The organism is Novosphingobium sp. APW14 (genome assembly GCF_032337075.1).
Classification (GTDB): Bacteria; Pseudomonadota; Alphaproteobacteria; order Sphingomonadales; family Sphingomonadaceae; genus Novosphingobium.
Genome location: NZ_JAVYAB010000001.1, coordinates 260,432 through 287,420 on the forward strand (window position 1 = coordinate 260,432; position 26,989 = coordinate 287,420).

Below are 26,989 nucleotides of genomic sequence, written 5' to 3' on the forward strand. Positions count from 1 at the left end.
GAGAATGGCAAGTGTTGAAAAGCTGCCCATGCTGGCGGAAGGCTATGAGCGGCTGATTGGCGAGCTCAAGGCTCTGCGCGATGAGCGTCCATTGATTGTGGACGCCATTGAAGAGGCGCGCGCCCATGGCGATCTCTCCGAAAACGCTGAATATCATGCTGCCAAGGAGCGCCAGGGCCAGGTCGAAATGTCGATCGCGGACCTGGAGGACAAGGTAGCCCGTGCGCAGATCATCGATCCGACCACGCTTTCGGGCGACAAAATCATCTTCGGCGCGACTGTCACGCTGCTCGACGATGACGACAAGCCGGTGAAGTACCAGATTGTCGGCCCCTACGAGGCCGATGCCAAGCTCGGCCGGATCAGCTACAATTCACCGCTCGGTCGCGCCCTGATCGGCCGCCGGGTTGAGGATGAAATCGAAGTGACCGTGCCGGCGGGCGACCGCTCGTACCTGGTTCAGAAGATCGAATTCATCTGATTGCCGCGAGCCCCCGCCATGGCGGGGGCCCAGCCAAAACCTGCCAATCTGCCAAGTGGTCCCTGCGGTGCAGGGGCGCACTTACCGCTTGAGCTGTTCCGGTTCGAGCAGGCGGTGCAGGTGCACCACCACATAGCGCATTTCGGCATCGTCAACCGTACGCTGCGCCTTGTCGCGCCAGGCCTCTTCGGCCTCGGCATAGGTTGCATAGACGCCAACCAGATCAAGGCTGGCGAGGTCCGTGAATTCAAGCGTTTGCGGATCGCTGACGCGGCCGCCCATCACAAGGTGAAGTTTCTGGTTGCTCATCGCAAATATCCCGGGGGAGGGTGGATGGCGCGCCTTTAGCGTTCCTTGCGTTTCGCGCAAGGGGGACGAAGGTTTATTTCCGGACCCGCGCTGCCAGCTTGATCGCTTCGCGCGCGATCGTTGCCCCGGTGCTGCGCGCCGTATTGCGCATCTGCTGCGATCTATCCTTGGCTAAGGCCAGCCCGTCGCGACTTGCTTCGCTGGCACGTTCGCCGGCTTGCCTGCTCAGCGCGAGCCCCAATTCGCCCGCGGCCATGGCCAGGCCCAGCGCGCGCTTGCCGAAGCCGCTGCTGGTCTTCTTCGGGGTCAGCGCCCCGGCCAGCAGCCCAAGACCCATGCCGGCAGCGACGGCCAGCCAGGGATATTCCGCGATCAGCGAGCGATAGTCTTCGGGCGGATAGGCATCCTTGGCCGGCAGCACAGGCCGCTTGGGGCTGTAGCGATCGAGCCGCTCCTGCGAGGCGGCGATCTTTGCGGCGATCCGTTCCTGGCGAGGTTCGATACTGCTCATTGCGCCGGCTCCTTTGTCAGTTCGTCAAAGTCATCATTGGCGGGATCCGGCTGAACCGGAGCTGGCCGGTTTTTGCGGGATGACAGTAACTCCAGCAGCGGTTCGCGAAAGAACCACGCCAGCAAGGCGGCAATCGTCGCCGCCACCAGCCCCTTGTTGTCCTTGGCCACCGCGACCGCCTCATCCGCGATGGCCAGGGCGTCGTCCTTGGCCTTCGCCGCGATCCGCCCGCCGATGCTGCGCGCCGCAAGATCATCCTTCACTTGGGTCAGCCGATTTTCAAACAGCGACCAGGCAGCCTTGCGGTTGGCGCGATCGGTTTCGAAACCGCTCATGCCGCGTCATCCTCAGCCAGCCGGCGTGACATGGCCTGCCAGCGCCGCGCCGCGACCCAGCCGCTAAGCGCGGCAGACGCCAGCAATCCGGCCACCACCAGCAGCGTAGCGCCCAGTCCACCGATCAGCGGGGCCAGGATCAACAGCAGCCCCATGACCAGCGCCATGAGGGCAAAGAACACCAGGCTCAGCGCCAGCGCGATCCAGCCCGCCATGCTCTTGGCGGTGCGCCCCGCCAATGCCGCGCGGGATTTCTGGTAGGCCAGTTCCGCCTCCAGCAAGGTGCGCCCATCGCTGACAAGGTCTCGCACGTCATCGACAAGCGAACGCTCGGCCGCGTCGATTGGCGCGTCCTGCACAAGCGGCGTTTCAGGCTGTTCCATCAGCGAGGACCGGGGCTGGCTCGGTTGCGGCTCAGTTCTTTGCCGATCCCTTGAACAGGCGGGCAATCACAAAGCCAATTGCAGCAGCAATGCCCACCGCGAGGCCCGGGCTCTTGCGCACGAATTCCTTCGCGTCATCGCCCAGCTCGTTCAGGTCCTTGGAATCGAGCTTGGCCGCCGATTCCTGCATGGTCCGGGCTGCGGTCCGGGCATAGTCGCCATAGCGGGTGCCAAGCTTTTCATCGATCGTGGTCGCGTTATCGCCCACCAGCTTGCCCAGCGTGGCGATCGCGTCGCTGGCCTTGGTCTTGCCTTCGACGGCAAGGTCCGCCGCGCGGCCCTTGGCCTGACCAGCAATGTCCTTCGCCTCTTCCACCCAGTCAGCGCTCTTGGCGGAAAGCTGGTCGCGATAGCCCTCGGCCTTGGCCTTGGCTTCGGCGGTCAGGGCAGTGGCGCTGGCCTTGGCTTCCTCGATCGCCTTGGTGAACTTTGCCTTGGTATCGGCGCTGCCGGCGGCGGCGGCCTTGGCTGCGGGCTTCTTGGCGGCCGACTTGGCGGTGGCTTTAGCCGGAGTGCTCTTGGTTGGCTTCTTCGCGGCGGCGGGGGTCTTGGCCATGGTCTTTGCCTTTTTCTGCGCCGCAACACGCGGCAATGAATACAAATGTGGTAACGCTACGGCTGCGCTGCAAGGCCGATTATGCTGCAATGCAGCTTGCCTGCCAAGGCTCTGCTGCTTAGGAGCGGCCCAACCGAGCCATATGAAGGGTAAATCAGCCATGACCGCGATCATCGACATCCACGCCCGCGAGATTCTTGACAGCCGGGGCAACCCCACTGTCGAGGTTGACGTGCTGCTGGATGATGGTTCGTTCGGTCGTGCCGCGGTTCCCTCGGGCGCCTCGACCGGGGCGCACGAAGCGGTCGAACTGCGTGATGGCGATAAGGCCCGCTATATGGGCAAGGGCGTCCTGGGTGCCGTTCGCGCCGTGAACACCGAAATCAGCGATGCCCTGCTGGGCCGCGATGCCGAGGATCAGCGCGATATCGACGCGGTCATGATTGAGCTGGACGGGACCGAGAACAAGGGCCGGATCGGCGCCAACGCCATCCTCGGCACCTCGCTCGCCGTCGCCAAGGCTGCGGCCAATGCCCGCGGCCTGCCGCTCTACGCCTATGTCGGCGGCGTTTCGGCCCATGTCCTGCCGGTGCCGATGATGAACATCATCAACGGCGGTGAGCATGCCGACAATCCGATCGACTTCCAGGAATTCATGATCATGCCGGTCGGCGCGCCGACGCTGGCCGAAGCCGTGCGGTGGGGTGCGGAAGTGTTCCACACGCTGAAGAAGGGCCTGCACGAAAAGGGCCTGGCGACTGCCGTGGGCGACGAAGGCGGCTTTGCCCCGAACCTGTCCAGCACCCGCGCCGCGCTTGATTTCATCATGGCCTCGGTCGAAAAGGCCGGGTTCAAGGCCGGGACCGACATCAAGCTGGCGCTCGATTGCGCCGCGACCGAGTTCTTCAAGAACGGCAAGTACGAGATCAGCGGCGAAGGCCTCTCGCTCAGCCCGGTCGAAATGGCCGATTACCTTGCCGCGCTGTGCAACGACTATCCGATCATCTCGATCGAAGACGGCATGAGCGAGGACGATTTCGAAGGCTGGAAGGCCGTGACCGACAAGATCGGCCATCAGGTCCAGCTGGTCGGCGATGACCTGTTCGTGACGAACCCCAAGCGTCTGACCATGGGCATCGGCAAGGGCCTGGCCAATTCGCTGCTGGTCAAGGTCAACCAGATCGGCTCGCTCTCCGAAACGCTTGACGCCGTGAGCATTGCCCAGCGCAATGGCTACACCGCGGTCATGTCGCACCGTTCGGGCGAGACCGAGGACGCAACCATTGCCGATCTCGCGGTTGCCACCAACTGCGGCCAGATCAAGACCGGCTCGCTCGCCCGTTCTGACCGGCTTGCCAAGTACAACCAGCTCATCCGCATCGAGGAAGAGCTGGGCGATGCCGCGCGCTATGCCGGTGCGGCTGCTTTCGGCCGACTTGCCTGAGGCCCTCGTTTAAGTCCATTGCCACCCGCTTCCGGCTCGTTTAATCGTTCGTTTAAACGACCGGAGGAGAGGGCCGGGTGACAGCGATACCGTCGCACCCAGATTCGATTACGCCTGCCTGGCTGACCGAGCGCCTGCGCGCTTCGGGCTTGATGGGGCAGGGTGCGGTCACGGCTGTGAAGTGGGAACCGATCGGCACCGGCCAGGTCGGTGACAGTGTCCGCTTCCACCTGACTTTCGATCAGGCAGGTATTGGCCCGGCGACCTTGGCCGGTAAGTTTCCCGCGGCCGACCCGACCAGCCGCGGCACAGCCGCCGCCTTTGGCCTCTATGCCAAGGAAGTCGGCTTCTATCGCGAATTGAACCGCCACCTTGGCGTGCGGGTCCCCGAAACCATCGCCGCCGAAATTGCCGAAGATGGCGTCGATTTCATCCTGCTGTTTGAAGACCTTGGTCCCGCACGCGGCGGCAATCAGCTGGCCAGCTGTTCGCCCGCCGATGCCCGCGCCGGGGTGATCCAGGCTGCGGCGCTCCACGCACCAAGCTGGGGCCATGCCGAGATACTCGCCACGGAATGGCTGCAGCCCAAGCCGGAGCAGTCAGCCCAGGTCCAGGCACTCTATCCCAATGCCCAGGCGATCTTCCGCGAACGCTATGCCGATAGCCTAGAGCCTGAATTCATGGCTGTTTGCGAGCAATTGGCCGAAGCCGGCCCGCTCTGGTTCGGGCGCGATGCGCCGCCGCAATGCCTGATCCACGGTGATTTCCGGCTTGATAACATGCTGTTCGATATCAAGGGCGGGGCGGAACCGATCGCCGTGCTCGATTGGCAGACCGTCGCGCTGGGCAATGGCCTGACCGACATCGGCTATTTCCTGGGTACCGGGATCGGCGACGACCTGCGCCGCGCGCACGAAGGGGAACTGCTCGATCTCTATTGCGCCGAGATGAGCGCACGCGGCGTGCCGCTGACCCGCGATGCAATCTGGGACGATTACGTGATCGGCGCGCTCCACGGGGTTTCAACCGCCGTGTTCAGCGCTGCCTATGTCGAGCGTACGACCCGCGGCGATGCCAACTTCCTGTCGATGGCCCGTGGCGGCTGCGCGTTGGCGCTGCAACACGGCAGCATCGCCAAGCTCAGGAATACGTGAATTGAATCTGCCCCTTTCACCGTTCGTGTCGAGCGTAGTCGAGACACTTCGCAAGGTGTCTCGACTACGCTCGACACGAACGGGTTTGGGTGAATGGAGATAGGTAGATGTTGACCAAGGGCGACGATTTTCCGCTGCACCAGACCCCCGAACCGGTCGCCTATGCCGGGACCGATCGCAACTTCTACGATCGCTATTTCTTTAATGGCTATGCCCCGGATGGTTCGGGCTTCTTCGCGGTGGCGCTGGGCATCTATCCGCACCTCAGTGTGGCAGACGCCCACTTTTCCGCGATCCGCGACGGGGTGCAATACAACCTCCACGCCAGCCGCGAATTGAATATGGAGCGGCTTGACTTGCAGGTCGGACCGATCCGGATCGAAATTATCGAGCCGCTGCACCAGCTGCGCGTGGTGGTCGATGGGGAAGGGCTGAAGGCCGACCTGACCTTTACCGGCCGCGCCTTTCCGATTGAGGAACCGCGCTTCACCCACCGGATCGGGCCGCGCACCTTCATGGATTACACCCGGCTGACCCAGAACGGGCATTACACCGGATGGATCGAGGTTGATGGCGTACGGCAGGATTGCGCGCCGGGCACCGCCGGCACCCGTGACCGCTCCTGGGGTGTGCGCCCGGTCGGCGCGCGTGATGAGCAACCACACGGCCACGGCGTGATCCCCGGTTTCTTCTGGCAATGGACCCCGCTCAACTTTGGTGACCGCTCGGTCTTCTTCCACATCAACGCCGATGCCGGCGGCCATGCCTGGAACACCCGCGCGGTGATTGCCCCCGATGGCAGCGGCGCTGAAGGACTGTACGAAACGCCCGCTGCCCGGATGGCCGCACCCCTTGCAGCCGGAACCCGCTGGCCCGGCGGCGGGACGATCTCGGTCGAAACGCCGGACGGGCCGGACACGATCACCTTCGAACTGCTGGGGCGGTTCCAGATGCGCGGTCTTGGCTATACCTCGCCCAAATGGGGGCACGGCCTTTACCACGGCAAACTGGCGGTCGAGCGGGAGGATTTCGGTCTGGCGCAATGCGACCCGCGCACCATGGATAACTACCACGTCCAGTTCGTCTCGCGCGTCCGTTCGCAGCGCTATGGCGATGGAATGGGCGTGTTCGAGCAGCTGATTATCGGCCCCTATGCGCCGCTTGGCCTGAAGGAGTTCTTGGATGTCGGGTAAACTGATCACCACCGGCGTGATCGTCGCGGGGCTTTTGGCCGGCGCGGCGTCGGGCTGGTACACCTTGCAGCATGGCATGGTGCAGGGGGAAACCTACTCCGGGTGGAACGGCAGCAAGGTCACCGGCTCGGTCGATGCCGATCCCTGGACCCGCGCCCGGGTTGCGGTTTCCGGCCTGCTGGCGCTGAACAAGAGCCAGGCGATCTACTTCAGCCGCAACACCGATGACAGCGGCGCGCGCCTGCGCGAGGATTGCCGTTATCGCGTAACCGGCGGGGCCCTACCCGCGCACTGGTGGTCGATCACGGTCTATGCAGCGGATAACTACCTGCCGCTCAACAACGATGACGCCCTGTCGTTCGACCAGACCGAGGCGCAGCCGGATGGCAAGTCGGAATGGACGGCCACGCTTTCGCCCAAGCGCCCGGAAAGCGGGGCCTGGGCTTCGACCAGCAAAGCGGGTGACTATGACATTACCTTGCGGCTTTACCTGCCCAGCACGCAGGCGCAGCAGGACTATGCCTCAATCCCGATGCCCAAGGTGACCAAGCTTGATTGCGGAGGTGCAGCATGAACCGGAAAGTGAAGCTGCTGGGTCTGTTTGTGGCCAGTGCCATCGTCGGTCATGTCGGGCTGGTGCTGGCGGTGCCGCACGCGCTCATGACCATTGCGATGGGGCGCATTTCCGGCGGAGACGGGGTCACCAACCAGTTCAAGTTCGGGCCGCGCACCACCAAGGATTCGCGCGGCGTTGTGCGGCCTTCGCCTGATCTGGCCTATGCCTCTTGCGTCTATGATCTCAGCAAGGGCCCACTGCTGGTAACGGCGGCACCTTCCCCCAATCAGGGCTATGCCTCGCTCTCGGTCTTTGCGGCCAACACGGACAATATCGCTGCGCTGGACACCAGCCAGTACCCGCAAGGTATCCGCTTTGTCCTGGCGCGGAAGGGGCAGGCGGTTCCCGCTGGCACGCAGGTGGTGGAATCGCCTTCGGACAAGGGCATCATCCTTGATCGGCGGCTTGCCCCGACGGCGGAATTGTTCGCCCAGGTTGACCAGGCCCGCCGCGCCGATAGCTGCGCGCCGCTGACCGGGTAAGTCCTACAATTTCCAACATAAATCACACTGCAATGTGCGCAATGTGATCGAAATCCAACTTTTGGCTTTCATCTGCAGTGCTCAGCCCCCGGCGCTTTTCCGGCAAACGGCAGGGGCGAGTGCGCGGCTATGACGCCGCCTGTTGCTGGCTTGCTGTCGCTGAGTACGCTTGTGCGGCCTTGTGCAGCCTTTGCCTCGATCAGGCGGCAGTGAGCACCGCAAGCTGGTCGGCGCGCAATTCCAGCCTGGTGCTTTCGATCAATTGCGCCAGCTGCTCAACCCGTGTGGCACTGGCAATCGGCGCCGGAATTCCGGGCTGGTTGCGCAGCCAGGCAAGGGCAATCGCCGCGTGCGAGGCCCCGCTTTCCGCCGCAATCGCATCCATCGCGGCCAGCATCGGCACCCCCTTGGTCACCAGCTCGGTCATGCGGGTGCCGCGCACCGATTGCGCAAGGTCATCAGCGCTGCGGTACTTGCCCGTGAGATAGCCCGAAGCCAGCCCGAAGAAGGGCAGCATGGCAATCCCGCTGCTGGTGCAAAGTGCCTGGAGGTCTGTCGGATAAGCCGCGCGGGAGACCAGGTTGTATTCGTTCTGCAGCACCTGGAACGCGGCATAACCTCCGGCCTTGGCGGCTTGCAGTGCAGCACCTAGGCGGGCGGCGTCAAAGTTCGATGCACCAATGGCCCGGACCTTGCCGCTGGCTACGGTTGCCGCAAAAGCGGAGGCAATCTCGTCAATCGCCAGTTCGGCATAGTCGCGGTGGGCATAGTACAGGTCAAGGTAATCGGTCCGCAGCCGCTCCAGCGAGCGGTCCAGCGATTGGGCAATCCGTTCCGGCGCATAAAGCTCGGCCGCGCCCAGCATCCCGGTCTTGGTGTGGATCCGCATGTCGGCCCGCACGCCGCGGCTTTCCAGCCATTCGCCCAGCACGGTTTCGCTCTCGCCGCCCTTGTGACCCGGCACCCAGGCCGAATAGACGTCGGCGGTGTCGATCATGCGCCCGCCGGCCTCGTAAAAGGCGTCTAGCACGGCAAAGCTCGTGTCGCGGTCTGCGGTCCAGCCAAAGACATTCCCGCCTAGGACCAGCGGGATGCCGGAGATGGCGGGGTTCGCGCTCATCCGAACTTTTCGCGCAGTTCGAACAGGGCAATCGCGGCCTTGGCTGCTTCGCCGCCCTTGTCCTTCTGGCCCGGATCAGCGCGAACGAGCGCCTGGGCTTCGTTCTCAACCGTCAGGATGCCGTTACCGATGGCCATGCCATCCATGGTCAGCGCCATGATCCCGCGCGCGCTTTCGCCCGCAACGATTTCGAAGTGATAGGTTTCGCCCCGGATCACCACGCCAATCGCGACATAGCCATCATAGAGCTGGGCCTGATCGGCCAGCACGATCGCACCAGGGATCTCCAGCGCGCCGGGCACGGTGATCACGTCAGCCTGATGGCCGGCTGCCTTGAGCGCGGCCTTGGCCCCGGCGATCAGCTGATCGTTGAGGTGGTCGTAAAAGCGCGCTTCGACGATAAGAAATTTTGCCATTATTCGCCTGCCGTTCCCGTGATGGCCCGTTCGCCGACAATCGACAGGCCATAGCCTTCGAGCCCGGCAAGGGTGTGATGCGTGTTGGTAAGAAGGATCATGTCATGCACGCCCAGTTCCGCAAGGATCTGTGCGCCAACGCCGTAGTCGCGAAGCTGCTCGACTTCCGGCGCGCCCGCACCCTTGCCCTGGTGTCGCAATTCGATGAACCGCGAAACCATGCCTGGCATGCGCTTGTTGATCAGCACCAGCACCCCGGTGCCTTCCTCGGCGATGATTTCCATCGAGCGCGAGAGCAGACCTGAGCGTTCGTTTGTTTCACCAAAGACATCGACGAACATGCTCATGGTGTGCATGCGGACCAGAGTGGGTTTGTCAGGCGTGATGTGGCCCTTGACCAGCGCAATGGTCTCGTCGTCGGTGGCCTTGTTGAAGAAGGTATAGGCCGTCCATTCGCCGCCCCACTGGCTCTGGAAGCGCAGTTCAGCACGCTGCTCGACCAGATGGTCGTGCTTGCGGCGATAGGCGATCAAGTCGCGGATCGTGCCCATCTTCAGCCCGTGCTTGCGGGCGAAGGGGATCAGGTTGTCCATGCGGGCCATGGTCCCGTCCTCGTTCATGATCTCGCAGATCACGCCCGAGGGATTAAGGCCGGCCAGCCGGGAAATGTCGACCGAGGCTTCGGTGTGCCCGGCGCGAACCAGCACGCCGCCATCGCGCGCGATCAGCGGGAAAACGTGGCCAGGGGTAACGATATCCTGCCGTCCCTTGCTGGCATCAATCGCCACGGCCACGGTGCGAGCGCGGTCGCCTGCGGAAATCCCGGTGGTCACGCCTTCGCGCGCCTCGATCGAGACGGTGAAAGCGGTTTCGTGCCGGGTGCCATTGTTACGGGCCATCAGCTCAAGCCCAAGCTGGTCAGTCCGCTCACGCGTCATGGTCAGACAGATCAGGCCGCGCCCGTGCATCGCCATGAAGTTGATCGCATCCGGCGTCGCCATTTGCGCGGGGATGACCAGATCGCCCTCGTTCTCGCGGTCCTCATCGTCAACCAGGATGAACATCCGCCCGTTGCGGGCTTCCTCGATGATGTCCTTGATCGGCACCAGCACCGGCTCGTCATCGCTGTCCCACAAGAAGCGCTCCAACTTTCCGAGCGTCTCGGCGGTTGGATTCCAGTCCGCCTCGGTGCAATCGCGCAAGGTATTGGCATGAAGTCCGGCAGCGCGAGCAAGCCCGGCACGCGACATACCCCCGTCAGTGACGAGGCGCCGCACGCGTTCAATGAGATTTGTTGACATGCGACTCGCCTATCACACCGTAGTGTGATGGAACAGGAAAATCACATTGGATGTGATTTAGTCGCCCTTAAACACCGGTTTGCGCTTTTCGAGGAAGGCGTTGACGGCCTCTTCATGATCGCTGGTGGCATGGGCGACGGCCTGCATTGCTGCGGACATTTCCAGCACCGTTGCAAGGTCGGCACGGCGGGCCTCCCACAGCAGGCGCTTGGTCATGCGTACAGCGTGCGGCGGGTTGGCCGCAATTTTGGCAGCGAGCGCGCGGGCTTCGTCCAGCAGATCCGCATCGGGAACGACGCGCGAGACAAGGCCGCAGGTGAGGGCTTCGGTAGCGTCGAGCATGTCGCCGGTCAGCGACATCTCAGCGGCCTTGGCAAAGCCGACAACGCGTTGCAGCAGCCAGGCTCCGCCATCGCCCGGAATGATCCCCAGCTTGACGAAGCTTTCGGCGAACTTGGCGCTTTCTCCGGCGATACGCAGATCGCACATGCAGGCAAGGTCCAGTCCGGCGCCGATGGCCGGGCCGTTGACTGCGGCGATGACCGGCACTTCAAGCGCCGCGAAAGCGAGCGGGATGCGCTGGATACCGCGCTTGTAATTCCCACGTGTGCCGGCCGGGAAACCGGCATTCAGGCCGCCGCCGCCGGGTTTCATCGCGTTGATATCTCCGCCCGAGGAGAAGGCCTTGCCCGCGCCAGTCAGGATTGCGACGCGGACCTTGGGATTGCCCTCCATTGCCGCCAGAGTGTCGCACAGACCATCGACCACCTCGTCTCCCGAGATCGGGTTGCGCATCTCCGGACGATTGAGAGTAATCGTCGCGATGCCGGCATCGTCAAGGTCAAACAGGACGGCGGGTTCCATCGGGGTCTCCTTTAAGTCTTGGCCAGAGCCTTGCGGGCATCGCGGCGGTTTGTCCACCACACGATTGTTAGCGCGGCTGCAAGGGCGAGAGGGATTGCCAGTTCTTTGTCGCCCCCGAGTTCGCGCACAGCCTCCAGGATCGGCAGGTGGGTTGCGAACAGCGGGAAGGAAATGGCTGCAGACAGCCAGCCAAGCCAGTGCTGTCGGACGATCGCGGTTGCTGCGGAAATGATCAGCGGGCACAGCAGCAGGACAAAGGCCAGATCGAACGACCAATCGCGCCACTGTCCGTACCAGCTGCCGATGATCGCCACCGGCAGGGCGGCAAGCACCATCGTTGGAGGTAGGGTGATCAGGGCCCGCTCTTGTCGCCATCGCCACAGAGTGATGCCCAGGCAATAGGCAAGGAACACGCGCGGGATAGCCGCCCAGACATGACCAGGCCGCGCACCGACATCAAGCGAACCCCAGGTGATCGCGACACCGATCGTCAATCCGGCGAGGACGATCGCTATGACTGCAAGCGCGCGGTTGGACAGGCGGCGCAGCGCCATGACATGCACGCCATTGGCGATGAGCTCGGCAAAGATAGTCCACGCCGGGATATTGAGCGCGAAGAGCAGATTGGCGACGGGCCATGGCAATAGCGCGAGGTTGGCAATCAGGGCAGGCAGGAACGGCCACCATTCACCGCTTGAACGGATCCACAGATAGGGAACTCCGATCAGCGACCCCAGCGCTACCATGCCCCAGAACCGCTTGTAGCGCGCGGTCATGAAGCGCAGCGGCGCAAGACCGGCTGCCAGACGCGGCTCCGTAATCCTGGCCATCAGGTAGCCTGACAGGATCAGGAAGAAATCGACCCCCAGGTAACCCTTGGAAAAAGCCGGCATCCCCCCGAAAACGGCATTGGCATGCAGGCCCATCACCAACAGTGCCGCAATGCCCCGCAGCGCATCCAGTCCGGCAAGGCGAGTGCTTGCGCTCATGCCCAGATGCGTTCGATGAACCAGAAGCTGGCCACGGCGCCGATTGCATAGGTGCTGGCAATGACAGCCGGACGCCGGGCCGTCGGTGCAAACCGGGCAAGCGCGCCCAGCACGGCGAGCGTTGCAGCAATGATCACCAGTTGCCCTGCCTCAACACCAAGGTTGAAGGTGAGCAGGGCCACCGGCACATCTGTTTCGGGGAGCCCGATTTCGCGCAGTGCCCCGGCAAAGCCGAAACCGTGCAGCAAGCCGAACAGAAATGCGACCACCCAGGGCAGACGTTCGGACAGGCGGAGTTCACCGGGGCTTGCCTTCACAATTTCAACCGCCAGGAACACGATGGAAAGCGCAATGGTGGCCTCGACTGGAGCCTGTGGCAGGCCAAACAGGCCAAGCGTTGTTCCAGCGAGTGTCAGTGAGTGGGCGAGGGTGAATGCAGTAGCAGCGGCAACGACTGGCCGTCCGCGCTGCAGCAACAGGACCAGGGCAATCACGAACAGCAAGTGATCGAAGCCGGCAAGGATGTGCTCAACCCCAATCACGAAATAGGTGCGTGCAACCTGCCATCCGTCGGGGACGGTGCTGACCGTGTAGCTACTATTGTCGGGGATTAGCCGTTCAGTTTGGACCGGCCTACCCAGTGGTGCAACGCGGAGCAGGGCATCGGTGGAACCCGGTTCCATGCCTTTAAGCCCGACAGTCGCCCCCTCCAGCGGCTTGCTGCAGCTGACCTTGCCAGTAGCCACAACGGCCGGTCCAGAAAGGCGCGGTGTTTCAAGCTTTAACTGGCAGAAATCAGGCAGCAGCGGCTCGGCCCGCGTGGCCAGCCCGCCCAGGATCGGCGCTTTCCAGACCAGTTTCCATTCGGACTGGGTTTGCTGGGTCAGTTCAAGGTAGCCTGGCCGCAACTCGTCGGCCTGAGCCGGCAGGGCACCAGCGAGCGCGATTATGGTCAGAACAAGGCGGAAAAAGGCCTTCACCTGGGGCGCTCGATTACGACGTCATAGCCTTTGAGCAGGGCGGCGAGATTTTCATCCTCGGCCTTGCGCACGGCGGCGCTCCGCCAGTCGTTTTCCAGGCGTTGGCGGATGGCGTTCAGATCCGGCTTTGGACGTTGTTCGCGGCGGACGACCTTGACCACATGGAGACCAAAGCCAGACCCGACCGGACCACTCCATTGCCCCAGCGGGGCCTGTTCCAGTGCGGCGGCAAAGTCGTCTCCGAACTGCGTGGCGATATCGAGGAGCGCGCTGCTTTCAAGTCGGCCGGGGAGAGGGATCGGCTCTTCTGGCACACTTGGACTTTCGCCGGGTTTCAGTGCGGCAATCTGCGCGCGTGCCGCAGCGCGCAATGCCGGATTGTCAGCCCCCAGATAGCGTTGTTCCAGGGTATAACGCGGCGGTTCGGCATAGCGTGCCGGGTTCTGGTCCAACAGCGCCTGTAATTGGGCATCGCTGGGCCGGGTGGCTTCGGCTTCCGCGCCGGCGATTGCCAGCATCTTGTTGCGAAGCCGTTTTTTGACGACTTCGTCATCCTGATCGAGCCCCAATCGCAAGGCTTCGCGATAGTAGACTTCACCGCGCACATAGTCGCGGATCAGGCCGTCGAGCTCTTCATCCGTAGGTGGGCGGCGGAATGCCTGGATATACCGGTTTACAAGCCCGGAGACGGCGGCTTCGTTGACCACGATCCGACGCTCGCCCGCGTCAGGCTGCTGCCCGGACAGGACGATGAAAATCACCGCCCCTGCAGCAAGGAAATGCAACAGAGGTTCGCGCAACAGGGCTGCTGCGCGTGTCCGCCAGGCGATCATGCAGGCTCCTTAAGACTTGATCGGGTTGTACCAGATGGCCGAGGTGTAGGCGCGTTCCTGCTGCTTTACCTGCACATCGGGGGCCAGCTTCAGCTTGAAGCGAACCGCGTCGTAGGCGGACCACCGTGGCGTCGGGATTTCGATCACGCGGACATAATAGAACGCCCGCACTGCCGGATCGAACTCCGGATCTGTCCAAACAGTTGCCAGGGTCGCAGCGCCAATCGTGTTCTTGTAGGTCGCCGTGGCCAGATCGATCGTATCGCCAACCGCCGGAAGCTTGCCGCCGGTCAGCTTGCGCTTGGCCGGATCGCTCCATACGACGTTAAAGACCTTTTCGTGGCTCTTGCCGGCCTTGTCGACCCAGCCTTTGACAACCTGTACGCGATCAAGATTGGCACCGATCGGATCCTTGAGCGCCGAGACAATGAAGCTGGGCGCGCCCTTCTTGCCGCCGGAGAGTTCCCCTCCCATCGGCACGCCGCGCTTGTAGCCGGCCTGGACCCAGTTACCCTTGAGATCGTCGGCCTTGAAGTCCCAGCCACCGAAGAACCGCACAGTCATGCGCGGACCAGTGCTGGCGTAAACCTCACGGCGCTGCATCGCATCAAAGATTGCCGCGCGCGTGTTGGCCTTTGCCCAGACTGCGGCGTAACCGCTGGCGAGGTAATGCCAGCCAAAGCGTCCTCGGTTCGTGCCGAGGTTTTGCTCTTGCATGACCCGCTTCGGGTTCGGCTCGTTCCCACTATGCTTGCCGAAGAACTGATTGTCGTCTGCCGTTGAAAGCCCGGTGTGGGTATCGGTCGAACCGATCACCCCGAACTTGTAAGGGTTTACGCCCATCTGCGCCTCGAGCATCAGGCCCCGCTTCAAGGCTTCGCGAACGTACTCGCCAGCATACATGTTTGGCGTTTTTGCCTGATTGCCGATCAGGTTGTTCATTTCCCAGCCCGCAACACCAAAGCCGGCAAATTCATCGTTCGGCGAGAGGAAGGGGTGCGCTTCGCTGTCGCCCTTGATCTGGGTGATCTCAACCACCGGCTCAAGTTTGGCGCGACGCTTGGCGTAGGCGGCAGTCATTGGGCCACCGCCGGGTTGGGTCAGTTCGAACATCAGGCCGTTGGACAAGTTCGAATTGTGAGGGATAGCCAGAACGCGGCCACCGGTCGCCTTTTCATAGGCTTCCATGTAGTTCCAGATTTCATCCGGGGTGGCCTTGTAGGTCGGGTCAATCGGCGCCACGGTTTTCACCTTGTCGGCGCCATCGCGGAAGATCACGTTTCGGTGAAGGTTATTGCCGCCTTGCATCAAGGTATATTCGAAGCCGTGGAAGGCAGTAAACTTGCCTGGCTCGTTGTACTCCTCGACGGTTTCCATGTTTGATTTCCAGACCGACTTGGTGCGTTCGGCTGTGTCAGACTGGTTGAGCATGGCGTCGGGCAGATCATTGCGGCCACGAGCATCAAGCAATTCGGCCATGGCACGCTGCGAGCCTTCTGGCCCTTCATGCATCATGTCGTACCAGCGCCGCATCCGGGCATCGGTGATCAGCATCCGCGGCGCGTCGTAAAGTGCCTTGGTGGCACCCAGGCCTTCGGCGTGATCCGTAATCACCATGAAATCCAGCGGGCGGGGCAGCTTGGCCTTTACACCGGTGGTGGAGGTCACCTCTTCACCGCGGGCAAAGCGCAAGGCGTCTTCGGGGGAGAGGCGAACACCGAATCCGAAAGCGTCAACCGAATTGGCGGTGTGGACGTGCGTGTCACCCCACAGGACCTTCTCGGGATATTCGGTTTCCTTGACCGCAACCGCATCCTTGCCAATGACTTGCTTGACCTGATCGCAGCCTGCAACCAGCGCACTCGTCCCCAGCAGCATCGCCGCCAGCATCAGTTTCCGCCGCATTATCCCCTCCACGTGCAATTTCGGTTTTGCTTTGAAATGCACCTTGCCAATTCAGCGCGCCGCGTCAATCCCGGCAAGGCTAAACGGGGTGTGGGGCACAGAAACTGCCACAGACCTTGTACAGGCAGGTGAAGCTCAGTGTTCGGGCCGATATGCCCCGCTAATATTGGATTCTGTGCGGCTGCGTAGGACGAAGATGATCATTTGATCGGCCACGCTGCAAATTCAAGTCAGCCTTGCCTACCGCAGGTCAATCTTCAAAGAAGCGAACGATTTCATCGAGTGGAGCTCTGGGATTGGGGAAGTTGTTAATGGGAGCGTTGATAGCTGGATAGCCGATCGCGAGGGCGCAAAAGAAAGTGTGATCCGCTGGAATATCGGCCACACGCTTTACGGTTTCGGGATAGGTTGACCAGGCTTCTTGCGCGCACGATCCAAGGCCTGCTTCGACCAGCAAGAGCATCAAGGTCTGTAGCCACATACCCATATCCGCCCATTGCGGCTTTCCCATCCAATGTGGCGTGTGCAGAAGCAGTCCTACCGGCGCGCCAAAAAAGTCGAAGTTTCGAGCAACAGCAGCCATGCGGGCCGCCTTGTCATCGCGCCCAATGCCAAGCGCCGTGTACATTGCCTCACCATTATGGCCGCGCCGGCTGCGCCAAGGGTCCTGCAAGTCAGCGGGATAGATTTGGTATTCTGGCGTTTCCACGCCATCCAGTCCCTTCATCATGGCAGTCCGGGCTTCTTGCCGCAGCCGATCAAGCCGTTTTCCGCTCAGCACGGTTGCATGCCAGGGCTGCAGATTGCCGCCCGATGGAGACTGCCGTGCCTTGTCCAGAATGCCTCGCAAAAGGGTGGAGTCGACTGGGCGGCTATCGAATTCCCGAATGGATCGGCGCGAGGCAACGGCCTGACTTACAGTTGCAACGTTCATCTCAGCGACCACTCCATTTGGGTTCTCTCTTCTCCATGAAGGCGCGCGGACCTTCACGAGCATCCTCGCTAGAAGCGACCCGCAGCATCGCGGCATCGCTTGCTGCCCACAGCGTGCTCTCATCGCCTGTGCTCGCAGCTCTCGCCAGGGCGAGACTTTCACGAAGGGCTATGGGCGCATTTCGTGCTACCCGTTCGGCAAGGCTTTGAGCCGCAGAAAGCACTTCGTCCTGCTTGACCACCTTGTTCACAAGTCCATGCGCTTGAGCTGTATCGGGACCGATTGGATCACCTGTGATCAATGCCTCAATCGCCAGTGCCCGCGGGAGTAGGCGCGGAAGCCGGATGGCGCCGCCTGCCATTGCCATCAGGCCACGCTTGACCTCCGGCAGACCGAACAGCGCCTTATCGGACGCGACGATCATTTCGCACGAAAGGGCAAGCTCGAAACCGCCGCCCATTGCCGGTCCGTCTACGGCGGCAATCCAAGGCTTGGCGCGAGGGGCGCGGACAAAACCTGCGAAGCCATACTCATGGTCGACCAGATCAGCCCCGCCGCCCCTTGCGATCTCCGCAAGGTCTGCGCCAGCACAGAACGTGCCGGGTGTGCTCGATCCAAGCACGGCAATGGCAATCGACGATGATTGTTCGATTTCGTCGATGATCCAGCGCAAGGCACGTGTGACCCTGCCGTTTATTGCGTTCCGGCTTTCCGGCAGGTTCAGCAACACCGTGGCGACTTGGCCTGCCACATTGAACAGAACCTCTTGCCCCACGCTATCTGGGCGGCCATCAGGCTTCATGCGTCGTATCCTCCATTTTTCAGCACCAGGTCGCTGCCTTTGCCTCCAATCATGATAGCTGCGGCATTGGTATTGCCGGAGATAAGTCGGGGCATGACCGAAGCATCGATAACTCGGAGCCCTTCAACCCCGCGCACGCGCAATTGCGGATCGGTTACTGCCGCTTCGTCAATACCCATCCGGCAGGTGCCAACCGGATGGTAGCCAGTGTTCCCGGTCTGCCGAGCGTAATCAAGCAAGGCGTCATCCTTGATGGTTTCCGGTCCTGGATAGGCTTCCCGCACTATCAGTCGGGCCAGTGATGGAGCTTCGGCCAGCATTCGGGTCATTCGCATGGCCTTGAGCGATAGGTAGCGGTCAGCCTTGGCATCGAGATAGTTATGGACGATCTCAGGTGTGGCGCGCGGATCCGGGCTCGCTAACCTGACGTGCCCTCTGGATTCGGGGCGAAGTACGGTCGGGGCAAGTGTCAGGCCTGGATAGGATGATAGCTGTGGCTTGCTATCGGTCGATGCCGCATCCAACTCACCGCTGACCGGCAAGCAGTGGAACTGGAGATCGGGTTGGTCAAGCGAGGGGTCGGATTTGACAAAGGCGCCAGTTTGGGCGGCCGGGATCGTCATTGCACCTTGGCGTGTGGCAAAGTAGCGCAGGACATTCCAAACAAGCCGAGCACCCGATAGCTCCCGGTTGTAGCTGAAGGCCTCGGGCTTGAGCTGCCAGCTCATCGGTAGAATATAATGGTCCTGCAAGCCGGCGCCGACATTCGCGCAATCGCGGATTATCGGAATGCCCAGTTCGGCCAAATGGGCCGCCGGGCCTATCCCAGACAGCATTAGCAATTTGGGACTGTGGTAGGCACCAGCTGACAAGATAACTTCGCGGCGGGCATGGATGAGCTTTCTGACGCCGTTGCATTCAATCTCGACGCCAGTTGCGCGCTTGCCCTCGAATACCACGCGGTTGCAGTGCGCATCTGTCAGCACGGTCAGGTTGGCGCGGTCCATGACCGGGCGAAGGAATGCGTCGGCGGCAGAGCAGCGCCGCCCATTGGCCATTGTCACCTGATAATAAAATGCGCCGGTCTGGTCAGCGCTGTTGTAGTCTTCGTTAAGTGGCACACCTATTTCGGAAAAGGCAGCCAACACGGCGTCGTTGGTCGGATCGCGGTGCAATAAATCTTCGACGCGCAGCGGCCCGGTATCACCGCGAAACTCATTGGCCCCACCTGCGTAGGTTTCTCCACCGCGGAAATAAGGGGCGACATCCGCCCAACTCCACCCGATTGCGCCCAGGTTGCCCCAGCTATCATAGTCGGCCGTTTGCCCGCGCACATAGAGCAGGCCATTTATGTTCGAGGATCCGCCAAGCCCGCGCCCACGAGGCAAGAGCATCTTTCGATTGCTGATGCCCGGTTCCGAGGCGCTGGTGTAGTGCCAAGAATGCCCAAACTCTGCCGTAGTCTTGCCATAGCCCGCAGGCATGGTGACGAAGGGGCTGGTGCCGCTGCCACCTGCTTCGATCAGGATAACCCGGTTTGCCGGATCGGCCGAAAGACGGTTGGCCAAGACGCACCCGGCCGATCCAGCTCCGACAATCACGAAATCAGTTTCGAAACTGACCATAAGCTACCCCCAGCCAGTTGTTGTTACGCCCGGAATGGGCGGTGAGCGCATTCCGGGTTGTCTGGCTGCCTGTTATAGAGCGAAGAAGGATTGGAAGAGAGGACTTCGATGCCCATTTTGAGCCGTGCCGTTTCCGCTGGCCTTTGCCTGTTGGCATTGGGAGCTGGTAGCCTGCAAGCTGAACCCGGACAGCCGGTTGCGCCCGCCGCGCCTCGCGCTGCAACTGCGGCAACGCGGGCGGTATTGGCGGAGGCCGCCAAGTCACTGCCGGCGGAGAATGGGGTCGACTTCGAATTCTCGCGCCGTGGCTTCATCGCGACCTGGCCGGAGCAAATCATCCGGCAAGCTAATGGCAAGCCTTCGTTTGACCTATCTGGTAACGATTTTATCGAAGGACCAGCGCCCGATACTGTCAATCCGGCGCTTTGGCGTCAGAACCGGGTGCTGCGGGCTGAGGGGCTGTTCCGCCTCGCTCCCGGACTTTATCAGGTGCGCAACTTCGATAACAGCAACGTGACCTTTATCGAAACGCCCAAAGGCTGGATTGTGATCGATCCACTGACAGTAGAGGAGGTGGCCAAAGCCGCGTTCGATCTGTTGAAGAAGCACGTGGCTGATAAGCCGGTACTGGCTGTCATCTATACCCATGGCCACACCGATCACTTTGCGGGCGCGACTGGGATCATTGATCCGCGAGATGTTGCGGCGGGCCGCGTTCAAGTGATCGCACCCAAGGGATTTGTGGAAGAGGTGGTTAGCGAATGGATGCTGGCTGGCACAGCTATGGGCCGCAGGGCGTTCTACCAGTTCGGATACTTTCTTCCGCGCGGGCCGCAAGGGCATGCGGGGATGGGCATGGGCACGGCAATCGCCGCCGGCAAACAGGGTTTCATTCCGCCCACGGTTGAAATTGAGCGCACAGGTCAAACGGTGACCGTTGATGGCGTGGAATTGGTTTTCCAGATGACTCCCGGGGCTGAGGCGCCGACCGAGTTCAACCTTTGGATTCCCTCGCTAAAAGCGCTGTGCCTTGCTGAAACAGCCACTTCTACGCTGCATAACGTGCAAACCCTGCGAGGCGCCAAGGTGCGCGATGCCAAAGCCTGGGCTGATTATCTGACCGAGGCTCTGCGCTTGTGGGGTAGCCAGGCCGAACTTAGCTTTGGGTCGCATCACTGGCCGCGCTTCGGCACGGCGGCAGTGGTTCAACATGTCGCCCATCAGCGCGATGCCTATAAGTTCATCCATGATCAGGCAGTGCGTCGGATGAATTTGGGTCAGACCCCGACTGAAATCGCCGAGGGCCTCAAACTCCCTAAAGCGCTCCGCAACGACTGGTCGGTTCGCGAGTATTATGGAACCGTCAGTCACAACGCGAAGGCGGTCTACGATCGATACATGGGATGGTACGATGGGGTGCCCGCCAATCTCAATCCGCTGCCGCCAGTCGAGAAGGCTAAGCGCATGGTAAGCGCAATCGGCGGAGTTGCGGCATTGCATAAGCAAGCCGAGGCAGCCTTTGCCGCCGGAGATTATCGGTGGTCGGCCGAGCTAGCCAATTATGGTGTCTTCGCCGATCCGCAAGACCGAGCAGCCCGAACTCTCCTTGCCGACAGCTATGAGCAGCTTGGTTATCAGGCGGAAAGCGGGATTTGGCGCAACATCTACCTCACGGGAGCCCGTGAGTTGCGGCAGGGGCGGCCAGACGGATTTACCGAGGGAGGCTCTAGCTATCTGATGATGGCGACCCCGCTGGGTAGCTTCTTGGACTTGCTGGCGACGACCCTGGTGCCTGAACGGGCTGGTGAGACCCGACTTGGCTTCAATTTGGTTGATAGCATCAGCGGTGATCGCTTCGCAGTGACGCTTGGTAACTCGGTCCTGGTTAGTGAAAAGGGGCAGAGCCTGCCGGGAGCTCCTACGCTGACTGGTCCTAAGCCGGTGCTTTTGGGTATCCTGTTCCGGCAAGTGCCGCTCGATAGGATGGCTGCTGCAGGGCAAGTGACCGTGGTGGGTGATCCGGCTCCGATCCAAGAGCTTCTGCCAATGCTGGAACAGCCCCGATTGGATTTCAATATCATCGAACCGTGAGACGTGGGCAGCCAACAGTTGTCGGGAAGGTCTTGAACGCATAAACCGGTTAGCGGCTCTGGTTTGTTTGACCAGGCCGGGCTGACAGGAGCGGACGGTGGCAGGCGATCGCCTGGAGCGCAATTTTGGTAAGCTTCATGCTTTGCATGTAGCGGCCTTCACGCGGCATCTGATTGAATGCCGTCATGCCTGTGATGGCGATCTGGACCTGTTTTTGGTCCTGACCATTATTGGCGAGCGGACATTTAGTCCGCAGTTTGCGCCCGAAGCTATGACGCACACCGAGTTCCTCGAAGGAACGGTGGGATCGGTCGAGCCGCTGGCGATCAACCTCCAGTCGATCGCCGATTACAGCGGCATCCCGCGCGAAACCGTGCGGCGAAAGATCGAACAGCTGATTGCCAGGGGCTGGGTGCAGAGGGATGAACTGCGGTTTGTGACGGCAACTGATCAAGCCAATGATGAACTGCGCGATCTGACGGCCAGTACCTTGCGCTACCTTCGCGAGATGGAGGCTGCGCTCAGTGCCTGTGCTGCGCTTGATGGCAATGCTGACGAACCTCCGTTTCAGGCGATCTGATCGGCGATTCCAACACATTCTCGCGCAATTTACGGCAATCCATGCCGTATTGCGCAATGGTCATTGACAATTTTTACGCAAATTGTCAGTCATTGCGCAACTCAAACCGAAAATCGAAGGTTGAGGGGGAGGAATCATGAAAGTTGCCCATAGCCCGCGTGTTGCTGTTCGTTTGATGCTTGGTGCCAGCTTGCTGGCCGTTGCAAGCCCGGTTTTTGCGCAAGATGCTGCTGAAGAAGGCGGTCTTGAGGATATCGTCGTTACCGCACAGAAGCGTGAACAGAACCTCCAGGATGTGCCCATTGCAATCAGCGCAATTGGAGCCGAGAAGCTCGAGCGGATGAACGTTCGGGATACCCGCGATCTCAGCGGTTTGGCGCCCAACGTTACGATCGTGCAGGGCACTACTAGCAATTCGGCTGCTGTCATCTCGATCCGCGGTATTACCTCGCCAGCCAGCGAGTCGTTCGGCCTCGACCAGGCCAACGCACTCTATGTCGACGGCATCTATATTGCGCGCTCTGGCGCGAGCGCTCTCGATGTGATGGACATTGAGCGCGTCGAAGTTCTGCGTGGCCCGCAGGGGACGCTGTTCGGCCGCAATTCGACCGGCGGCGCGATTGCCTTCATCAGCCGGGATCCTTCAGACGAACTGCGGGTCGCAGCTCGTGGTGGTGCTGGCAATTACGGCGCGTGGAATGCCAAGGTAACGCTGGACACCGGTGAAATTCTGGGTGGTCTCAAGACCAGTCTCACCTATTCGCGCAGCCAGCGTGACGGAACCGTCGACAACATTCTGCAGCCTGACAACTCCAAGGATCCCGGCTCGCGCAAGACAGATGCTGTCCGTGCGGCGGCCAAGCTCGACATTGGCGGCACGGGTAGCATCCGTTACATTTTCGACTGGTCAAAGACGACCGGCCGCAACGTGGCCTTCCAGTTGACCAATGTGGCAGATGGCACAGCTCGTCCGCCACTGGTGGTTAATGGCCAAGCCGGGATTACCCAGACGCAACAAGCGGCCGTTCGGCAGTACCTCGCCGGTGCGACCTTCCTGAACCCTGCTTGCGCAGCGCTGTCTGCACCGACCCGCATCTATCGCGAAACCATCTGCCTTGACGCTGATCAGGACGCTATCGATGAAGTGCAGGGCCACAATCTGCAGCTCAAGAATGACTTCGGTGGTTTCCAAGTCAAGGTGACCGCAGGTTATCGCAAGTGGGACAGCACCTCTAAGAGCTCTGACCTTGATGGGCTGGGCCAGTTCCGTGGTCCACTATTCAGCAATGCGAGCCTGTTCAACGGCATGCCCGCTTCGCTGTTGGCTTACATTCCGTCGATCCCGTCGGCCTTCGCGCCGTTCATCGCCGCCACCCCGGTGCCGACGACGACGCAGGGGCTTTTTGACACGAACAATGTTCGTAAGCACCAACAGTTCAGCCAGGAGCTCGAAGTCTCCGGTGACAGCGATCTGCTCGACTGGGTTGTGGGTGGTTTCTATTTCTGGGAAAAGGGTAGTGAGAACAACCCCCAGAACTCGGGCTTCATCCTCGATACCAACACGGTCTTCACCGCCAATTTCGGCGGCCTTGGCCCCTCGTTTGTCGCCGCCAACCCGGCTCGCTTCCGCATGGTCGTGACGAATGGCGTGCTTCGTTACACCACCAGTGCGGAATCGACTGCGCTGTACGGCCAGGGCACATATTACGTCGGCGGCCGTGACGGCAAGCTGAGCCTGACAGGCGGCCTGCGCTATACTTGGGATAACAAGTCGATCATCCGTCTGCAGACCGGTGCAACGGCCTTGACTGTGCCTGACCAGGGCAAGGGCAGCTTCAGCCGCCTGACCTGGAACGCTATGGCCCGCTATGAATTCACCGACGATGTGTCGATGTATCTGCGGGCGGCCAGCGGCTATCGTTCGGGCGGTTTCAACGCCCCGGACACCAGCCAGGCCGGCACCAACACGATGGTGCCGTTCGATTCGGAAACGATCGTGTCGTATGAAGCCGGGATCAAGGCAGAGCTGCTTGATCGCCATCTGCGCCTTAACTTGGCCGGATATCGCAACCGGTTCAAGAACCTGGCCGCGAACATTCCAGTTGTAACTTCAACGCCTGGCGTGTTCGGTTCGCGGATCGTGAATGTCGGGAAGGTCGACTATACCGGCTTGGAAGTTGAAGCTCGTGCAGTGATCAACGATTACTTTTCGATCGATGGAACTTTTGGCTACGTCGACGTGAACTACAAGGAGTTCAAGGTTCCGACCTCAGGGGCCGCTGGTGCGGCGATCGTGGATATCGCCTCGATCGCGCGTGAGGCTTATACCTCGCGCTATACGGGCAACGTGGCTGCCAATCTGCGCGTACCGATGAGCGACAATGGTACGACCCTGAATGCGCGGGTCGGCTATACCTATGAATCGCCGAAGTATAGCTTCTCGAACACGATCTCGACGCCGTTCAACGAACAGCTGAAGTCAGATCCGAAGAAGCAGGTTGATGCCCAGATCTCGATCGATGGGATCCAGGTTGCCGGCGGCGAAGCGCAGATCATGGTTTGGGGCAAGAACCTGACCAACCGTCACGAATTTGCGCGGGGTATCGATTTCGGTGCGCTTGGCTATGCGGGCGGATACTTCGCTGATCCGCGCACCTATGGCATGACCTTGGGCCTGAAGTTCTGATGGACTGAAGCCAGCCCGCTTGAAGGGTAAACAAGGCGGGGGTGTCAGCCGGTTCGAAGCAGACCGGATGGCATCCCCGCTTTTGTTTGCTTAAATGGAAGGCGCAGGCTGTTGCGCAATTGAACATGCGCAATCACAGCGCGATGAGCGCTATTTGGCCAGAGTTTTTGCGGTGTATCAGGCGGTCAGGCGCCGGGCCACTTCTGCGCCGCCGCGGATTGCACCTTCGATGTAACCAACACCATTGCAGTCTCCCACGGTTTCGACCGTGAATCCTGCGCTCCGGAGCCGCTCCGCCAGGTCAGTATCTGCCTCTGCACCCATCGCGACGATCACATGGTCTGCGCGAATGGTATGGGCTTCTCCGGCACTATCGGTGAATTCTACCGCACCTGCTCGAATGGCCATGCCTTGGACCCCTCCATGCAGCGCTACGCCGTGCTCCTTAAGTTCTGACAGGATCCGCATCCGTCGAACCAATAGCAGGCCTTTGCCGAGCCGAGATGCAGGCTCGATCACGGTTACGTTGCGCCCGCGCTCACTCAGGAATTCGGCCAGCTCGATCCCAACTAGCTCTCCGCCGATGATCACGATCTGCTCGCCAAGCGGCATCCAAGCTTTGGTCGCGTTGCGAACGAAATCAAGATTGGCCGTTAGACCCGTCGCGGCACCAACTTTGGTTGCAATACGTGTCAGTAGTCCTGTTTTTCGCTTCAGTGCGTTTGAATTCTCCCCCAGCAGCATCCGTCGCATATCTTCACCGCTGAAGACATGGGGCAGGTCGTTGCCGGGCAGGTCTGGCATATCGCGCCTTGCGCCGGTGGCTACGATCACAGCGTCAGGTGCCAGGCTGCGCAACAATTCCTCGTTGGCCTCGGTTTCAAGTCGCACAGTAATGTTTGAGCGGGCAACGCGCTCAACCAGCCAGTCTAGCAGTCGTTCGTTGGCGGGATAAGCGAGTGAGGCAATGCGTAAGGTGCCACCCAATCGCGCACTTTTCTCAAGCAAGGTTACACGATGTCCTGCATCCGAGAGCCGGCAAGCCGCCTCCATGCCGCCTGGACCACCTCCGATTACCACAAAGTGCTGGCCAGAACGCTGTGGCTCTACCTGCTCGCATTCGAACCCGGTTTCCGGATTTACCGCGCAGCGCAGCGGCTGGCGTACATAAGCCGTGGATACGCAGGTGTAGCAGTAAATGCATGGGCGGATCATTTCCGGAGCATTGCCAGCCAGCTTTGCGGGCAGATCCGGGTCGGCCAGAAGTTTCCGACCCATTGCCAGAAAATCGTATTTGCCAGCGGCGATGTGCGCATCGGCAGCCTCAACCTCTACTCGGCCTGAGGCGATCACTGGCACGCGGACTGCGGCCTTTATCGCCGCGGCCGCAGGAATGTTGGTTTCCGGCTCGTGCGGAATGTTCGAAGCGGAGTGGAGTTTGCCTTTGCCAGTGTCATGATAGGCAGACACCGTGATCGCATCGACACCCGCGGCCTCGACCAGTCGCGCGGCTTCGATTGCCAATTCCAATGTGATGCCGCCATCTTTGCCGTGTTCGACCGAATCCAGCTTAACCCAGACCGGGAAGTCGGGGCCGACTGCATCGCGAACAGCGCCAATAACCCGGAGAAGTAGTTTGGCGCGATTCTCTAGCGAGCCGCCATAACTGTCGCTGCGGGAGTTCGTTTTGGGCGACATGAACGATGAGAGGAGGTAGCCATGTCCGCCATGGATCTCGATCGCATCAAAGCCTGCGGCCTTGGCCCGGGTTGCGGCAGAACCGAACTGACTGACGACCAAATCGAGGTCCGCCTGTTCGAGCAGCTTCAGTCGCGGCATTTTGCCTGAAAAGCCGGCCATCTCTTCCGGGAGGAAATAATCGATAAAATCCCCCTGCATGGGCGGGGGGTAGTAGGGGGCCCACAGTTCCTGGTCAAAGGCGTCTGATGAGTAGCCTGCGACCAGTCCGCCATGGTGCAACTGCACTGCCACTTTTGCGCCATGGCTGTGAATCCGGTCGGTTAGGGTCTTGAGACCGGGTAGGAAACGATCGTCGGATATCGCGGTTTGATTTGGCTGAACTGCACCGACTGGCCAGGCAACCCCGGCGACCCCAGTGATAATCAGTCCGGCGCCGCCCTTGGCCTGTGCCTCATGATAGGCCAATAGGCGCTCACCAACATGTCCATCTGCTTCGGACAAGCTGACGCCCATGGCCGTGACGATGATGCGATTGCGCAGATCCATTGAGCCAATGCGTCCTGCGGACAGCAAGTGGGCGGTGCCTGCCATGCTTTTAAACTCCTCGATCCTTGGCACTGCCTTGTCGTAGGGCAGCA

Annotated in this window: 26 protein-coding genes; 9 read left to right on the plus strand and 17 right to left on the minus strand. The window is 61.1% G+C overall.

Annotated features, from left to right (window positions below; genetic code table 11):
* Window positions 1–4: 4 nt before the first annotated feature.
* Window positions 5–481 (plus strand): transcription elongation factor GreA, encoded by a 477-nt coding sequence (greA, locus tag RQP55_RS01360; RefSeq protein WP_315608380.1) that lies wholly within the window; start codon window positions 5–7, stop codon window positions 479–481.
* Window positions 482–562: 81 nt separating this feature from the next.
* Here the strand turns inward: greA and RQP55_RS01365 are convergent, their stop codons facing one another.
* The 5 genes from RQP55_RS01365 to RQP55_RS01385 all read right to left on the minus strand — a co-directional run bounded on the left by RQP55_RS01365 (window position 563) and on the right by RQP55_RS01385 (window position 2,635).
* A complete protein-coding gene (locus tag RQP55_RS01365) occupies window positions 563–790 on the minus strand; it encodes a DUF4170 domain-containing protein (protein WP_315608381.1) in 228 nt (75 codons plus the stop codon).
* 73 nt (window positions 791–863) lie between these two features.
* Window positions 864–1,301, minus strand: a complete 438-nt coding sequence (locus RQP55_RS01370) for a hypothetical protein (RefSeq protein WP_315608382.1) — start codon at window positions 1,299–1,301, stop codon at window positions 864–866.
* Window positions 1,298–1,636 carry a hypothetical protein gene (locus RQP55_RS01375; protein WP_315608383.1) on the minus strand — a complete coding sequence of 113 codons (339 nt, stop codon included), beginning with the start codon at window positions 1,634–1,636 and terminating at the stop codon, window positions 1,298–1,300. Before RQP55_RS01375 ends, RQP55_RS01370 begins: the two co-directional genes overlap by 4 nt.
* Window positions 1,633–2,019, minus strand: a complete 387-nt coding sequence (locus RQP55_RS01380) for a phage holin family protein (protein ID WP_315608384.1) — start codon at window positions 2,017–2,019, stop codon at window positions 1,633–1,635. Before RQP55_RS01380 ends, RQP55_RS01375 begins: the two co-directional genes overlap by 4 nt.
* Window positions 2,020–2,050: 31 nt before the next feature.
* A complete protein-coding gene (locus RQP55_RS01385) occupies window positions 2,051–2,635 on the minus strand; it encodes a hypothetical protein (protein ID WP_315608385.1) in 585 nt (194 codons plus the stop codon).
* Between the two features lie 160 nt (window positions 2,636–2,795).
* Here RQP55_RS01385 and eno point away from each other — a divergent pair, with 160 nt between their 5' ends.
* The 5 genes from eno (at window position 2,796) to RQP55_RS01410 (ending at window position 7,524) form a co-directional block, all read left to right on the plus strand.
* Window positions 2,796–4,079 carry a phosphopyruvate hydratase gene (gene eno / locus RQP55_RS01390; RefSeq protein ID WP_315608386.1) on the plus strand — a complete coding sequence of 428 codons (1,284 nt, stop codon included), beginning with the start codon at window positions 2,796–2,798 and terminating at the stop codon, window positions 4,077–4,079.
* 77 nt (window positions 4,080–4,156) lie between these two features.
* Window positions 4,157–5,233, plus strand: a complete 1,077-nt coding sequence (locus tag RQP55_RS01395) for a phosphotransferase family protein (protein WP_315608387.1) — start codon at window positions 4,157–4,159, stop codon at window positions 5,231–5,233.
* A gap of 107 nt (window positions 5,234–5,340) precedes the next feature.
* Window positions 5,341–6,426: a hypothetical protein gene (locus RQP55_RS01400; protein WP_315608388.1), complete on the plus strand. Its 1,086-nt coding sequence runs from the start codon at window positions 5,341–5,343 to the stop codon at window positions 6,424–6,426.
* Window positions 6,416–7,000, plus strand: a complete 585-nt coding sequence (locus RQP55_RS01405) for a DUF1214 domain-containing protein (protein WP_315608389.1) — start codon at window positions 6,416–6,418, stop codon at window positions 6,998–7,000. Before RQP55_RS01400 ends, RQP55_RS01405 begins: the two co-directional genes overlap by 11 nt.
* Window positions 6,997–7,524 carry a DUF1254 domain-containing protein gene (locus tag RQP55_RS01410; protein ID WP_315608390.1) on the plus strand — a complete coding sequence of 176 codons (528 nt, stop codon included), beginning with the start codon at window positions 6,997–6,999 and terminating at the stop codon, window positions 7,522–7,524. Before RQP55_RS01405 ends, RQP55_RS01410 begins: the two co-directional genes overlap by 4 nt.
* 199 nt (window positions 7,525–7,723) lie before the next feature.
* On the opposite strand, the gene RQP55_RS01415 is transcribed toward RQP55_RS01410, so the two are convergent.
* The 11 genes from RQP55_RS01415 to RQP55_RS01465 all read right to left on the minus strand — a co-directional run bounded on the left by RQP55_RS01415 (window position 7,724) and on the right by RQP55_RS01465 (window position 19,293).
* Window positions 7,724–8,644 (minus strand): aldo/keto reductase, encoded by a 921-nt coding sequence (locus RQP55_RS01415; RefSeq protein WP_315608391.1) that lies wholly within the window; start codon window positions 8,642–8,644, stop codon window positions 7,724–7,726.
* A complete protein-coding gene (ribH, locus tag RQP55_RS01420) occupies window positions 8,641–9,060 on the minus strand; it encodes a 6,7-dimethyl-8-ribityllumazine synthase (RefSeq protein WP_315608392.1) in 420 nt (139 codons plus the stop codon). The genes RQP55_RS01415 and ribH overlap by 4 nt, the downstream gene beginning before the upstream one ends.
* Window positions 9,060–10,361, minus strand: a complete 1,302-nt coding sequence (ribB, locus tag RQP55_RS01425; RefSeq protein ID WP_315608393.1) for a 3,4-dihydroxy-2-butanone-4-phosphate synthase — start codon at window positions 10,359–10,361, stop codon at window positions 9,060–9,062. The genes ribH and ribB overlap by 1 nt, the downstream gene beginning before the upstream one ends.
* A gap of 57 nt (window positions 10,362–10,418) precedes the next feature.
* A complete protein-coding gene (locus tag RQP55_RS01430; RefSeq protein ID WP_315608394.1) occupies window positions 10,419–11,225 on the minus strand; it encodes a crotonase/enoyl-CoA hydratase family protein in 807 nt (268 codons plus the stop codon).
* Window positions 11,226–11,236: 11 nt separating this feature from the next.
* The gene (locus RQP55_RS01435; RefSeq protein WP_315608395.1) at window positions 11,237–12,214 is read right to left on the minus strand and encodes an acyltransferase; all 978 of its coding nucleotides are present in this window, start codon (window positions 12,212–12,214) and stop codon (window positions 11,237–11,239) included.
* Complete coding sequence (locus RQP55_RS01440; RefSeq protein ID WP_315608396.1) at window positions 12,211–13,194, minus strand: HupE/UreJ family protein; 984 nt, start codon at window positions 13,192–13,194, stop codon at window positions 12,211–12,213. The genes RQP55_RS01435 and RQP55_RS01440 overlap by 4 nt, the downstream gene beginning before the upstream one ends.
* Entirely contained in the window at window positions 13,191–14,027 is an 837-nt protein-coding gene (locus RQP55_RS01445) for a peptidylprolyl isomerase (protein WP_315608397.1), read from the minus strand. The genes RQP55_RS01440 and RQP55_RS01445 overlap by 4 nt, the downstream gene beginning before the upstream one ends.
* 9 nt (window positions 14,028–14,036) lie before the next feature.
* Window positions 14,037–15,932: a DUF3604 domain-containing protein gene (locus RQP55_RS01450; RefSeq protein WP_315608398.1), complete on the minus strand. Its 1,896-nt coding sequence runs from the start codon at window positions 15,930–15,932 to the stop codon at window positions 14,037–14,039.
* 250 nt (window positions 15,933–16,182) lie between these two features.
* A complete protein-coding gene (locus tag RQP55_RS01455; RefSeq protein WP_315608399.1) occupies window positions 16,183–16,866 on the minus strand; it encodes a nitroreductase in 684 nt (227 codons plus the stop codon).
* A 1-nt stretch (window position 16,867) separates the two neighbouring features.
* Window positions 16,868–17,596, minus strand: a complete 729-nt coding sequence (locus tag RQP55_RS01460) for an enoyl-CoA hydratase-related protein (protein WP_315608400.1) — start codon at window positions 17,594–17,596, stop codon at window positions 16,868–16,870.
* Window positions 17,597–17,664: 68 nt separating this feature from the next.
* A complete protein-coding gene (locus RQP55_RS01465) occupies window positions 17,665–19,293 on the minus strand; it encodes a GMC family oxidoreductase (protein ID WP_315608401.1) in 1,629 nt (542 codons plus the stop codon).
* A gap of 243 nt (window positions 19,294–19,536) precedes the next feature.
* Between RQP55_RS01465 and RQP55_RS01470 the strand changes: the two genes are divergently transcribed.
* From RQP55_RS01470 to RQP55_RS01480, 3 genes are all read left to right on the plus strand, one after another.
* Window positions 19,537–21,384, plus strand: a complete 1,848-nt coding sequence (locus RQP55_RS01470) for an alkyl/aryl-sulfatase (RefSeq protein WP_315608402.1) — start codon at window positions 19,537–19,539, stop codon at window positions 21,382–21,384.
* A 97-nt stretch (window positions 21,385–21,481) separates the two neighbouring features.
* On the plus strand, window positions 21,482–21,964 hold the full coding sequence (locus RQP55_RS01475) for a helix-turn-helix domain-containing protein (protein WP_315608403.1): 483 nt from the start codon (window positions 21,482–21,484) through the stop codon (window positions 21,962–21,964).
* Between the two features lie 136 nt (window positions 21,965–22,100).
* Window positions 22,101–24,650: a TonB-dependent receptor gene (locus RQP55_RS01480; RefSeq protein WP_315608404.1), complete on the plus strand. Its 2,550-nt coding sequence runs from the start codon at window positions 22,101–22,103 to the stop codon at window positions 24,648–24,650.
* 177 nt (window positions 24,651–24,827) lie between these two features.
* Here RQP55_RS01480 and RQP55_RS01485 read toward each other — a convergent pair whose 3' ends face one another.
* Complete coding sequence (locus RQP55_RS01485) at window positions 24,828–26,942, minus strand: FAD-dependent oxidoreductase (protein ID WP_315608405.1); 2,115 nt, start codon at window positions 26,940–26,942, stop codon at window positions 24,828–24,830.
* Window positions 26,943–26,989 lie beyond the last annotated feature (47 nt).